This is a genomic window from Streptomyces sp. NPDC059679 (assembly GCF_042734105.1).
Taxonomy (GTDB): Bacteria; Actinomycetota; Actinomycetes; order Streptomycetales; family Streptomycetaceae; genus Streptomyces.
On sequence record NZ_JBHWES010000134.1, the window covers coordinates 1 to 12,744 of the forward strand.

General features: G+C 68.9%; 9 protein-coding genes. 8 read left to right on the top strand and 1 reads right to left on the bottom strand.

Going from position 1 to position 12,744, the window contains the following annotated elements; translation table 11 throughout:
- Positions 1 to 140: 140 nt before the first annotated feature.
- The 7 genes from ACFV2X_RS54370 (at position 141) to ACFV2X_RS54400 (ending at position 6,848) form a co-directional block, all read left to right on the top strand.
- Complete coding sequence (locus ACFV2X_RS54370; protein WP_385631460.1) at positions 141 to 305, top strand: hypothetical protein; 165 nt, start codon at positions 141 to 143, stop codon at positions 303 to 305.
- A gap of 431 nt (positions 306 to 736) precedes the next feature.
- Positions 737 to 1,951, top strand: coding sequence for a LuxR C-terminal-related transcriptional regulator (locus ACFV2X_RS54375; protein WP_385631463.1), 1,215 nt, complete (start codon positions 737 to 739; stop codon positions 1,949 to 1,951).
- A gap of 105 nt (positions 1,952 to 2,056) precedes the next feature.
- Positions 2,057 to 3,421 (top strand): crotonyl-CoA carboxylase/reductase, encoded by a 1,365-nt coding sequence (ccrA, locus tag ACFV2X_RS54380; RefSeq protein WP_385631466.1) that lies wholly within the window; start codon positions 2,057 to 2,059, stop codon positions 3,419 to 3,421.
- Positions 3,422 to 3,552: 131 nt separating this feature from the next.
- Positions 3,553 to 4,413 (top strand): 3-hydroxyacyl-CoA dehydrogenase family protein, encoded by an 861-nt coding sequence (locus tag ACFV2X_RS54385; protein WP_385631469.1) that lies wholly within the window; start codon positions 3,553 to 3,555, stop codon positions 4,411 to 4,413.
- On the top strand, positions 4,410 to 4,679 hold the full coding sequence (locus ACFV2X_RS54390; RefSeq protein ID WP_385631471.1) for an acyl carrier protein: 270 nt from the start codon (positions 4,410 to 4,412) through the stop codon (positions 4,677 to 4,679). Before ACFV2X_RS54385 ends, ACFV2X_RS54390 begins: the two co-directional genes overlap by 4 nt.
- Positions 4,672 to 5,787 carry an acyl-CoA dehydrogenase family protein gene (locus ACFV2X_RS54395; RefSeq protein ID WP_385631474.1) on the top strand — a complete coding sequence of 372 codons (1,116 nt, stop codon included), beginning with the start codon at positions 4,672 to 4,674 and terminating at the stop codon, positions 5,785 to 5,787. Before ACFV2X_RS54390 ends, ACFV2X_RS54395 begins: the two co-directional genes overlap by 8 nt.
- Positions 5,784 to 6,848, top strand: a complete 1,065-nt coding sequence (locus ACFV2X_RS54400; RefSeq protein ID WP_385631475.1) for an HAD-IIIC family phosphatase — start codon at positions 5,784 to 5,786, stop codon at positions 6,846 to 6,848. The genes ACFV2X_RS54395 and ACFV2X_RS54400 overlap by 4 nt, the downstream gene beginning before the upstream one ends.
- 58 nt (positions 6,849 to 6,906) lie before the next feature.
- Here the strand turns inward: ACFV2X_RS54400 and ACFV2X_RS54405 are convergent, their stop codons facing one another.
- Positions 6,907 to 7,575: a class I SAM-dependent methyltransferase gene (locus ACFV2X_RS54405; RefSeq protein ID WP_385631478.1), complete on the bottom strand. Its 669-nt coding sequence runs from the start codon at positions 7,573 to 7,575 to the stop codon at positions 6,907 to 6,909.
- Between the two features lie 338 nt (positions 7,576 to 7,913).
- Between ACFV2X_RS54405 and ACFV2X_RS54410 the strand changes: the two genes are divergently transcribed.
- On the top strand, positions 7,914 to 12,744 hold a 4,831-nt coding region (locus ACFV2X_RS54410; RefSeq protein ID WP_385631480.1), incomplete at its 3' end, for an AMP-binding protein.

Below are 12,744 nucleotides of genomic sequence, written 5' to 3' on the forward strand. Positions count from 1 at the left end.
GCCCTGGCCCACCGGGAGCTGCACGGCGGTGGGGCGGGCTGTCGGAGGCCGATCACCGGCGCCGGCTCACGCACCCGTGACCACGCCGAAGACATCTGGGCCGACGACACGTCGGTCGACGACACCTGAAGGGAACAGCCGTGGCCTGGAGACCCCGCCAACTCGCCGAACTCGCCGACCACAGCAGTTCCACACCCCAGCCGTCCGGTCAGCAGCCGCCACACCACGCCCGCGCCGATCTCGGCGGTGAGCCCGTCCTCGACGCCAGGGCGCGGTGGGCAGTCCTCGCTGGAGGAGAAGTTTGAACCAGTTGCCTCCGGTCACGGCATCGCCCCCTCAACATCACGGGCGCCTACTCCCACCCCGACCTCGCCCACCTGCCCCCGATGCCCCGCCGGTGGAGACCTGCCTGGCGGCACCGGAGAAGGACCCCTCCTGCTGCACAGCGGCCTGCTCGGCCCCGTACAGCACCTGATGCTCACCTGTGCGACGGCCAGTTGTCCACGGCCCGGACCGACGCTCACGCACAGTCAACGATCCTGAACTCAAAGCGTCTCGGATCAATACCCCCGCGGCACATCATCCGGTGGTCCTCCCACAGCAAGGTGCGCGTCGCATCGTAAGTGCTCAGTGCGTCTGAATTGAGAAAGAAATGATGTACCTATCGTCCTCCGAGCGAGGTCGTTTTATAGCCCAATCAGCGTCTTTCTGGCTCGAAGGACGGCTTGGCAGGAGCATGAGGCTGGCCGCCGCCGCTTCGAAACGGGATTCGTGTGAGTTCCTCGGCCGTGACCCGTCGTTTGAGGCGAGCATCTGGTATGCGACGCTGCTGACACGCGTCCGCGGCCTCCGGTCCGCCGCACGGTTGCTCGCCGGCGAGCAGTCCGATGTCCAGCGACCGCACCGGCCGGAGGTGCAGGCCGCACTGCTGATCTGCGAGGCGGAGATCTCCCTGGCCGGGGGTCAGCTCACCAGGGCGGTGGCGGCTGCTGACGCGGGGCTGCGGCTGGCGGCTCAGACTGGGGACCGTGGGCTCTTGCCGCGGGGACACGTGGTCATGGCCGTGTGCTCTATCCGCGCCTTGGACCTGACGACCGGATTGCTGTATGCCAACCACCTGCGGGACGCGGCGCTGCTCGGGCAGGAGAACCTCATTCCGGGGCAGTGTGTCTGGGCGGCTGCCCAGGCTCTGGAGGCTCGTGACGGCGTGGAGAGCGTGGCTCATCTCCTGAAGGGCGTTCTCCGTCACGACGTGCTCATCCGTGAGTTATTGGTGTCTCAGCCGGCCGCGGCCCCCTGGCTGGTCAGGGCCGGACAGCGACTCGGCGATAACGATCTTGCCGGGCGCGTCGTCGGCGTCATGCACCGGCTCGCCGTGATGAACCGCAGTTTCCGCAGCGTCCGAGCGTCGGCCGAGCATGCCTCCGGGCTGTACGCACGCGATGCGGATGCCCTGGAGGCTGTGTCCGAGCGGCACTTGGATCCGTGGGCCCGCGCGTCCGCTCTGGAGGACGCGAGCCGGGTGCGTTCGGAGCGTGTCGCCGAACGCGGCCAGGCGGTGGACCTGCTCAGGCGCGCGGCCGGCGCCTATCTGGGCTCGGGGGCCTCCAGGGATCTGGCGCGGGTGCAAAGCCGACTGCGTGAACTCGACGACCACGGCGGCCGACCGGCCCGTAGCCCGACTCAGATCAGTCAGCTCACCGACACCGAGTTCGCGGTGGCCGAGCTCGTCAGCGAGGGCCTCACGAACAGCAGAGTGGGCAGCCAGCTCTATATCTCTCCGCACACGGTGGCGTTCCACCTCAAGAAGATTTTTCGCAAGCTCGACGTGACCTCCCGGGTAGAACTGGCCCGCTCCTGGAACCGAATCCTGGTGGAGGGGGCGACGACCGGCTCGGCGGGTCCGGGGAAGGACTTCCTCGTCCGGCCCATGGCCCGGAAGGCCGGGTAGCCGCTCTACCAATATGAGGGATGCTGTGGCGGCGGGTCCGCACGTAGCGTCCAGCGAGGGAAGCCGTGTTGTCCCTTGCCGTCGGCCCGCCCTGGAAGGAACGCAGTGAAAGAAATCCTCGATGCCATCATGTCCGGTACGGCCACCAGTGAGGACTTCGCGGCTCTGCCGCTACCCGAGCACTACCGGGGCGTCGTATTGCTGGCCGAGGAGGCGGAGAAGTATGCCGGGGCCGAGGACACCTGCCGCGGCCCGAGCGACTCGCTGCATCTCTTCGACGTACCCACACCGGAACCGGGGCCCGGCGAGGTGCTGGTGGCGGTCATGGCCAGCAGCATCAACTACAACACGGTGTGGAGCGCGCTCTTCGAGCCCGTCCCGACCTTCCGCTTCCTGTCCCGGTACGCCCGCACCGCACCGGAGGCGGCCCGCCACGACCAGCCGTTCCATGTCATCGGCTCGGACCTGTCCGGCGTCGTCTTGCGTGTCGGTGCCGGGGTTCACAAGTTCAAGCCGGGCTCCGAGGTGGTCGCGCACTGTCTCTCCGTCGAGCTGAACGACGCGGACGGTCATGGCGACAGCATGCTCGACCCCGAGCAGCGGATCTGGGGCTTCGAGACGAACTACGGCGGGCTGGCGGAGATCGCCCTTGTCAAGGCCAATCAGCTGATGCCCAAGCCGGCCCATCTCACATGGGAGGAAGCGGCGTGCTCACAGCTGGTGAACTCGACCGCATACCGTCAGTTGGTCTCCCGCAACGGTGCTGCCATGAAGCAGGGCGACGTCGTGCTGATCTGGGGCGCGGCCGGCGGGCTCGGGTCGTACGCCACTCAGATCGTGCTCAACGGCGGAGGTATCCCCGTCTGCGTCGTCTCCAGTGAGGCCAAGGCTGACCTGGTCCGCTCGATGGGGGCCGAGATCGTCATCAACCGGTCGGCCGAGGGGTACCGCTTCTGGCGAGACGAGTCCACGCCCGACCCCAGGGAGTGGCGCCGCTTCGGGTCGCAGATCCGCGAGCTGACCGGCGGCGAGGACCCCGACATCGTCTTCGAGCACCCGGGCCGGGAGACCTTCGGCGCCAGCATTTACGTGGCCCGGCGTGGCGGCACCATTGTGACCTGCGCTTCCACGTCCGGGTACGACCACGCATTCGACAACCGTTACCTGTGGATGAACCTCAAACGGGTGATCGGCACCCACTTCGCCAACTATCGGGAGGCGTGGGAGGCCAACCGCCTCATCATCAAGGGAATGGTTCACCCCACGTTGTCCAGGACCTACAGGTTGCACGAAACCGGTCGGGCGGTCGACGCCGTGCACCGTAACCAGCACAGCGGGAAGGTGGGCGTGCTCGCTCTCGCTCCCGAACGCGGCCTCGGGGTAACCGATCACGCCATGCGGGCGCGGCTGCTACCGCAGATCACCCGCTTCCAGGACAGTCACACTGATTGGCCAGGAGTCACTTCATGACCCATGAGCCCGTCCGGCGCGCTTGTGGTTCACGCGCTCACCCTCGCCGCGGAGTCCGGACGGTCCGGCCGACTGGCTGGACTCTGTCCTGCCCGGCACCATCCTGACCCCAAAGCCAGTAGGCGGCCGATATGCAGCAACCACACCATTACCTTGTCGTCCTCGGTGCCGGCGTCATGGGCGCGAGCATCGCGACGTTGGCGGTCGGCCACGGCGTCCCTGTCACCCTCATCGACGTGAACGACGCGAAACTCGCCGCCGCCGAGTCCAGGATCGCCGGGGAACTGCGCCTGGCCCGACTCATGGGCGCACTGCCCGAGCACGCCCCCGGGGTGACCGTGACCACCAGCGGCCACCTTGCCGACGCCGCCGGTGCCACCGCCGTCGTCGAGGCCGTCACGGAGGACGCGGACATCAAGGAGAAGGTCCTTACCGAGGTCTCCGCCGTGGTGGCGCCCGGCACGGTCCTGGTGTCCAACACCTCCTCCATTCCCATCGACGAACTCGCTTCGGCGGCCGCACGTCCGGCGGAGGTCATCGGCACCCATTTCATGAACCCGCCCTATCTGATCCGCACCGTGGAGGTGATCCGCGGCGCCCGCACCGGCGAGCAGGCCCTGGCTGCCATCCACTCCCTTCTCGGCGCGCTGCGTCGGCAGCCGGTCGTAGTGCGGGACGCGCCGGGATTCGTGACCAGCAGACTGCTCCATCCCATGATCAACAACGCCGCCCGCGTGGTTCAGGAGGGCACCGCGACCGTCGAGGATGTCGACACCCTCATGCAGGGCTGCCTCGGCCACGCCACCGGCCCGCTGCGCACCGCGGATCTCATCGGCATCGACAACCTTGTCGACTCACTCCGGGTGCTTCACGAGCGCACCGGGGACCCGGGCTGTCTGCCCTGCGACCTTCTCCTGGAGAAGGTGCGGGCCGGTGACATCGGCCGTAAATCCGGCCGGGGCTTCTACACCTACCAGGGAGATATGTCGTGACCGTGTCACCGGAGAGCACCACCGAACAGGAACTCCTGGATTTTCTCCACAGCCGGACCAGGAAGGTGTGGCAGGAGGACGCCGACCTCTTCGCCTCCGGCGGTCTGTCCTCGCTCTTCGCGATGGAGATCGTCGTACACCTGGAGAAAACGTACGGCGTCTCGGTCCGCGGCAAGGATCTGAGGCTGGACAACTTCCGCACCGTCAGGAGCATGGCGACCCTGGTCCGCCGGCTCCAGGGCGCGACCGGAGACGGCGGTGAGTGATGAGTTCGCCGACGGGGCCGCCTCCGTCGCCGCCCTGGTCGGTGACCGGGCAGGGGGCTGGGACCTGGACGGCCTGATCCCCGAGCCGCTGCTGCGTGAACTCGGCGCGACAGGCCAACTGTGCGCCGGCGTCGCGACCGAGTACGGCGGCCCGGGCTGGAGCAGCCTCGCCGGCGGGGAGTTCACCGCGCACGTCGGCAGCCTGTGCAGCTCCCTGCGAAGCGTCATGACCTCCCAGGGCATGGCCGCCTGGACCATCGAACGCCTCGGCACCACGGCCCAGTGCCGCACCTATCTGCCCCGCCTGACCTCCGGCGAGCTCGCCGCCGTGGGCTTCAGCGAACCCCAGGCCGGCAGCGACCTGTCGGCCATCCGCACCACCATTCGCAGCGAGGGCGACACCCTGGTCGTCGACGGTCACAAGGTCTGGGTAACCGCCGCCCACTACGCCGACCTGCTCGTCGTCTTCGGACGCTACGGCGAGGGAGCCGCCGCCGTCGTGATCCCTGCCGACACGCCCGGTGTCCGGGTGCGAAGGGTCGCAGACCCGATGGGCTGCCGCGCCGCGGGCCACGCCGAAGTGACCCTGCAAGAAGTACGGGTCCCCGCCGACCACCTGCTCGGCGGCGACGGACTGTCCATCCCGCTGCTGGTGACCACCGCACTCGCGTACGGCCGTATCTCGGTCGCCTGGGGCTGTGCCGGCATCCTGCGCGCCTGTCTGGCAGCGGTCGCCTCCCACGCCGCCTCGCGGCACCAGTTCGGCGCGCCGCTCGCCTCCCACCAGCTCGTCGCCCGTCACGTGGCCGAGCTCTACGTCGCCGAGCAGACCGCCACCCGCGCCTGCGAGCACGCGAGCCGCTGCTGGGACGACGGAACGCCCGACATGGTAAGCGCCACCGTGCTCGCCAAACACGTCAGCGCGGTGCAGGCCGCCCGCGGAGCCGCCATCGCCGTCCAGGTCATGGCCTCGGCGGGCGCAAGGGACGGTCATGTGGTGGCCCGCGCCTACCGGGACGCCAAACTCATGGAGATCATCGAAGGCAGTAATGAGATGTGTGAACTGATGCTCGCCCAGCACGCGCTTGCCACCGTGGGAGCGTCATGAGCGACGTCCCGGTCATCGTGAAGTGCCTGGTGTGGGACCTCGACAACACCCTGTGGAACGGCACCCTTCTGGAGGACGGCCAGGTCCTGCTGGACGACGGGATCCGCGCCGTGGTCACGGAACTCGACTCCCGCGGCATCCTCCAGTCGGTGTGCAGCCGCAACGACCACGACCAGGCGTGGGCCCGGCTGGAACAGCTCGGGATCGCCGAGTACTTCGTCCTGCCGGAGATCGGCTGGGGGCCCAAGTCCAAGGCGGTGGAACGGATCGCGCAGCGCCTGAACTTCGCCCACCGCACCATCGCCTTCATCGACGACCAGCCGGCCGAACGCGCCGAGGTCACCTACCACCTGCCCGACGTCCGCTGCTATCCCGCCGACGCCGCCCGCACCCTCCCCGGCCTGGCCGAGTTCAGCCCCGCCGTCAGCACCGTGGACTCCCGGCGCCGCCGCGCCATGTACCAGGCCGGCTTCCGCAGGGACGCCGAACGGGATGCCTTCGAAGGACCCGACGAGGAGTTCCTGCGCAGCCTGGAGCTTGTCATGGGAATCGGCCGGGCCACCCCGGAGGACCTCACCCGGGTCGAGGAACTGACCCTGCGCACAAGCCAGATGAATGCCACGGGCGTCCACTACTCCCACGACACCCTGCGTGCGCTGATGGCCGACCCCGCGCACGAAGTGCTGGTCACCACCCTCACCGACCGATTCGGGCCGCACGGCGCGGTCGGAGTGATCCTGCTGGAGAAGCACCCGGACCTGTGGCATCTGAAGCTGCTGGCGACCTCGTGCCGGGTGGTCTCCTTCGGCGCGGGATCGGTGATCCTGAACTGGCTGGTGGACCGGGCGTCCGCCGCCGGAGCACACGTGGTGGCCGACTTCCGGCGCACGGACCGTAACCGCATGATGGAGGTCGCCTACCGCTTCGCAGGCTTCGAGGAGTCACCCTGCTCCTGCGTCGAGGTCCTGGATGACGCAGGCCGGGACGTCGAGCGGCTCCATCTCGTGGCCGATCCGAGACCGGCGCCGACCACGATGCGCCTGGAGACCTCCGGCGCGTGACCAATGTGCCTCGGGGCTGTGACGACATCGGTCGTCACAGCCCCGAGGCACGTGTCGGTCAGGCCCCTTTACGGCGGGCGAGCGTGACACCGTCGGCGACGGTGAGCATGCTCACCTCCACACGGTCGTCGTCCCGCAGCAGGGCGTTCAGTACCCGGACCCCCTCGGTGTCTGCGTCCGCGAAGGCCGGGTCGGCGACCCGCCCGAAGAACAGCGTGTTGTCCACGACGATCAGACCGCCGGGCCGCACCAGCTCCAGCGACTGCTCGTAGTACCGGGGGTAGTTGGCCTTGTCCGCATCGACGAACACCAGGTCGAAGCTGGCCGGACCCCGCTCGGCGAGCAGCTCCCCGAGGACGGCGACCGCGTCCCCGACGCGCTGCTCCACGCGGTCGGCCACCCCCGCCCGCTTCCAGTAAGGCATGCCGATAGACGACCAGCGATCGGTGATGTCACAGGTCACCAAGTGCCCGTCGGCTTGCAGCGCCCGCGCCATGCACAGGGCGCTGTAGCCCGTGTAGGTGCCCAGCTCCAGCACGTCGGCCGCGCCTGTGATCCGCACCAGCAGGGCGAGGAACTGCCCCTCCTCCGGGTTTATTTGCAGGGCAGTTCCGCCAGGCAACTCGGCCGTCTCCTCCCGCAGCTCACGCAGGACGTCGTCCTCCCGTAGAGAGAAGTCGCGAATATAGGCCAGGAGTGGTGGGCTCAGGGTCAGCTGATCGGCCATGCGGTGCTCTCCATCCGGTACAAGCGGCTCACCGGGCAGAACCGGCTGTGACAGCCGCGGGCCGCGAATGCTTTCGAAATCTACATGACACTGTCACGGGTCTCATGCCTTCGGGCGGGAGCTACCAGACCAAGGGATGCCACGCGCAGGTCGTCCTGTCTAGTGTCGTTCAGGGCGGAGCTTGATCTTCGCGAAGCAGCCTGATGCCTGCGCGCCCGCCGAACGACGAGATTCCCTTGCCGGCAAAGGAATCCGTGTTCTTTGTGAAGGGCCTCCGAGTCGACTCGCCCCCGCATGGAGAAAGCCGGAAGGAGAATCGAGCCAAGGTGTTTCCCGACTTGATCACCCCGCTATCGGTCATCCTGAGGGAGAACGCGGGCCGGTTCCCGGACAAGATCGCTTTCGAGGACGACCGGCACGCGGTCACCTACGGAGAACTCGACGCACGGACGCGGAGACTGGCCGGTCACCTGGTCGGCCTCGGTGTCCGGCGCGGCGACCGGGTGGCTCTGTGTCTCGGCAACTCGGTCGCGATGGTGGAGAGCTACCTCGCCGTGGTACGGGCCGGCGGCATCGGCGTACCGATCAACCCGCAGGCCGCCCCGGCGGAAATGAAATACCTCCTGGCCGACAGCGCAGCGACGCTCGCCCTCACCGGCACCGCGAATGCCGAAACATTTCTTCAGTCGATTCCCCGAGCGATACGCGAGGTGTCCGTCGTTGTGGCCGACGCCCTCGGCCCCGAAGCCGGACACACCTTGCCCCCGGGCACCGTGGCGTACGAGGAAATCGTCGCCACCGAGCCCGTCACCGAAGCTCCGGATGACCTCGGCCTGGACGAGGTGGCCTGGATGTTCTACACCTCGGGCACCACCGGCCGCCCCAAGGGCGTCCTGTCCACCCAGCGCAACTGCCTCTACTCCGTGGCTTCCTGCTACATTCCCGTGCCCGGACTCACCGAGCATGACCGTGTCCTGTGGCCACTGCCGCTCTTCCACAGCCTGTCGCACATCGCCTGCGTCCTGTCGGTCACCGTCTCCGGAGCCACCGCCCGGATCATGGACGGCAGTTCGGCCGACGACATCCTGACCGCTCTCCGCGAGAACCATTCCACCTTGCTGGCCGGCGTCCCCACCACCTACCACCACCTGGTCGGCATCGCCCACCGCACCGGCCTGTCTCTGCCCGACCTGAGGATCGGCCTCGTGGGCGGTGCCGTCACCGGCCCCGGACTGCGCCGTTCCTTCGAGGCGGCCTTTGGCGTCCCCCTCGTCGACGCCTACGGCAGCACCGAGACCTGCGGCGCCATCACCATCAACCCGCCCGACGGCCACGTGGTCGAGGGCTCCTGCGGCCTCCCCGTGCCCGGTGTCGGAGTCCGGATCGTCGACCCCCGCACCGGACAGGAGGTGCCCGCCGGGCAGGAGGGCGAGGTCTGGGTCAGCGGGCCGAACGTCATGGTCGGTTACCACAACAACCCGCAGGCCACCGCCGAGGTCTTGCAGGACGGCTGGTTCCACACCGGCGACCTGGCCCGGCGCGACGAAGCCGGCTACTTCACCATCTGCGGCCGTCTCAAGGATGTCATCATCCGCGGCGGCGAGAACATCCACCCCGACGAGATCGAGGCCGCCCTGCGCGGGGCCGAGGGCGTGGCCGACGCCGCAGTCGCGGGCATGCCCCACGACACCCTCGGCGAGGTCCCCGTCGCCTGGGTGGTTCCTGGTCCGGACGGCGTCGACCTCACCCGGCTGCTCGACCATTGCCGCACCCAGCTCTCCCCGTACAAGCTCCCCGAACGCATACATGAGGCCCGGACCATCCCCAGGACCGCCTCGGGGAAGGTCATCCGTCGCCTCCTCGCTGACCTGCCGGCCCGGCTGCGATACGCCGCCGACGGTCACTACGAGGGACTGATGCTGAGGGACTGGAGCGGGGCGGCAGTCTCCTCCGACGTGCCGGAAGAGCTTCGCTGGGCGGTGGTGGGCCGGGACGCCGTCACCGATGGCCTGGCCGCCGCTCTTCGGAAGGCCGGCGTCGCCGACGTACGGCAATACGCCGACCTTTCAACGTCACGCACCACCCCTGACGCGGCCACCTACGTGACTGTCCTCGTCGAGGCGGACGCGGACACGTTGATGTCGGCCCGTGCTGGATGGGCCGAGGGGACGGGGCCCCGGCTCGTCGTCCTCACCCGGGGCGTGATGGGCGTCACCGACCGGGACGGGACGCCAGAGCGCGCCGAAGTTGCGCTGTGGGCTGCCGCACGGGCCGCACAGGCCGACGGGGGTCACGGCGCACCGCTGACAATCGTCGACGTCGAAGCCTGTACCCCGGAGTCCGAGTACGCCGAAGCGCTGATCGCCGCCGTCGCCTCGGGCCTGCCCCAGCTCGCCGTACGGGACGGGAACCTGCTGCGGCCCAGGCTCGTCCGTCTCCCCGTCGTGGACGGACCGGATTCCGCCACGCCGGCACTCGACGGCCCCGTGATCGTCACAGGTGCCGACACGAAGACAGGTGCGGCCCTCGCCCGGCACCTGGTCACCGTGCACGGAACGCGCCACCTCGTGCTCGTCCAGGCAACCGATACCGTCGACGACCGGGGCCGGGCCGAGCTACCGGCGGACGGCGTGGAGATCGTCCGTGTCGTGGCCGACGGCTCGAATCCGCTGGAGCTCTGTGCGGCCCTGACCAGGACCGGTCCGGTGACCGCGGTCGTGCACACCGCTGACGACCCCGAACTCGCCCGAACACTGGACGACCTCACCGCCGACGACGATCTCGCCGCGTTCGTGGTGGTGACCGATGCTGCCGCACTGTTGGGCGCGCAGCCCGACGGCCTTGCCCCGACGGTGGTCACCGCCGCCCTCACCGAGGCCGTGGTCCGCGACCGCCGACTGCGCGGACTGCCCGGCTCGCTGCTGGCCCTCGGCCGGCCGGACGAGGGCCCCGGCGCCTTCGACGCACTCATCGAGACCGGAACCCCGGCCCTCATGGCACTTTGGCCGACCACCATCAACCCGGGCGACCGAGTGCAGACCCTTCTCGACACCCTGACCGAACAGGATCCCCGCGCCACAGCACAGGCCGACGAGACGGTCACCGCCGCCCTACGCGCGCGCCTTGCGGACCTGGTCGAGCGGGACCAGCTCGCCCTGCTCGGCGAGCTGGTCCGCCAGGAGGCTGCCTCCGTCCACACCCACACGAGCGCCGAACCCACCCCGGCAGGCCGGTCATTCCGCGACCTCGGCCTCAGCTCCCTCGCCGTCGTCGAACTGCGCAACCGGCTGACCAAACGGACCGGGCTGCGCCTGCCCGCCACGGTGACCTTCGACCACCCGACTCCCGAAGCCCTTGCCGGACACCTTCGGGCCAGGGTCCTGGGTCTGCACGAGGCGGCCGGGGAGGCGACAGGGGCCGCCGACCCTGCGGAGCCGATTGCGATCGTGGGTATGGCGTGCCGCCTTCCGGGCGGTGTGGCGAGCCCCCAGGACCTGTGGCGGCTGGTCAGCGAGGGCCGGGACGTTGTGTCCGGCTTCCCGGAGGACCGAGGCTGGGATCTGGACAGTCTGTTCGATGCTGACCCGGAGAAGACCGGCACGTCGTATGCCGATCAGGGCGGGTTCCTACGCGAGGCGGGCCTGTTCGACGCCGGTTTCTTCGGGATCTCGCCGCGTGAGGCGCTCGCCATGGATCCGCAGCAGCGGCTGTTGCTGGAGACCTCGTGGGAGGCGCTGGAGCGGGCCGGGATCGACCCCGGGACGTTGAAAGGTCTTGACGTCGGGGTCTTTTCAGGTCTCATGGCACAGGGGTACGGGCAATCGGGCGCGGCCCCGGCGGAACTCGAGGGCTTCGGCGAGACGGGCACGGCGTCGAGCGTGGCATCCGGGCGTGTGTCGTACGTGTTCGGTTTCGAGGGCCCCGCGATCACGGTGGACACGGCCTGCTCATCCTCCCTCGTGGCCATGCACCTGGCGGCCCAGGCGCTGCGTCAGGGCGAGTGCTCCATGGCGTTGGCGGGTGGCGCGACAGTGATGGCGAACCCCTCCACGTTCGTGGAGTTCTCACGCCAACGCGCACTGTCCTCGGACGGCCGGTGCAAGTCGTACGCGGATGCCGCGGATGGTACGGGCTGGGCCGAGGGCGCGGGTGTCGTGGTCCTGGAGCGGCTGTCGGAGGCGCGGCGCAACGGGCACCGGGTCCTTGCGGTGATCCGTGGAAGTGCGGTCAGTCAGGACGGCGCGTCAAATGGTCTGACGGCGCCGAGCGGTCTTGCGCAGCAGCGGGTGATTCGTAAGGCGCTGGCCAGTGCGGGTTTGTCGGTGGCTGATGTGGATGTGGTGGAGGGGCATGGCACGGGTACGGTGCTCGGTGATCCCATCGAAGCGCAGGCGCTGCTGGCGACGTACGGCCAGGACCGGGAACCCGAGCGTCCATTGTGGCTGGGCTCGCTGAAGTCGAACCTCGGGCATGCCCAGGCCGCCGCCGGTGTGGCTGGTGTGATCAAGATGGTGGAGGCGTTGCGGCACGGCGTGATGCCGGCGACGCTGCATGCCGATACTCCGTCGTCACAGGTGGACTGGTCGGCGGGTGCCGTCGAGGTGCTGACCGAGGCTCGCACCTGGCCGGAGACCGGCCGGCCGCGCCGCGCTGGTGTCTCGTCTTTCGGCCTCAGCGGGACGAATGCGCACCTGATTCTGGAGCATTCCCCGGAGCCTGCGTCTGAGCCGGTGGTGGATGCCGTTGATGGTGTGGTGCCCCTGGTGGTGTCGGCGGCTACGGCCGTCTCGCTGACCGGCCAGGCGCAGCGGCTTGCGTCGTTCGTCGGTTCCGCATCGGATGTGGTGCTGCCGGAGGTTGCGGCGGCGTTGGTGTCGCGGCGTGCGGTGTTGTCCGAGCGTGCGGTGGTGGTGGCGGGTTCGCGTGATGAGGCGTTGTCGGGGCTGGGTGCGCTGGCTCGTGGTGAGGATGTTCGTGGGGTGGTTGTTGGTGGTGGGGTGAGGTCGGGTGGGGACGGCAAGGTTGTGTTGGTGTTTCCGGGTCAGGGTTCGCCGTGGGTTGGTATGGGGCGTGGGTTGTTGGAGTGTTCGGAGGTGTTTGCGGCGCGGGTGGGGGAGTGTGCGGTGGAGTTGGAGCGGTGGGTGGATTGGTCGTTGGTGGATGTGTTGC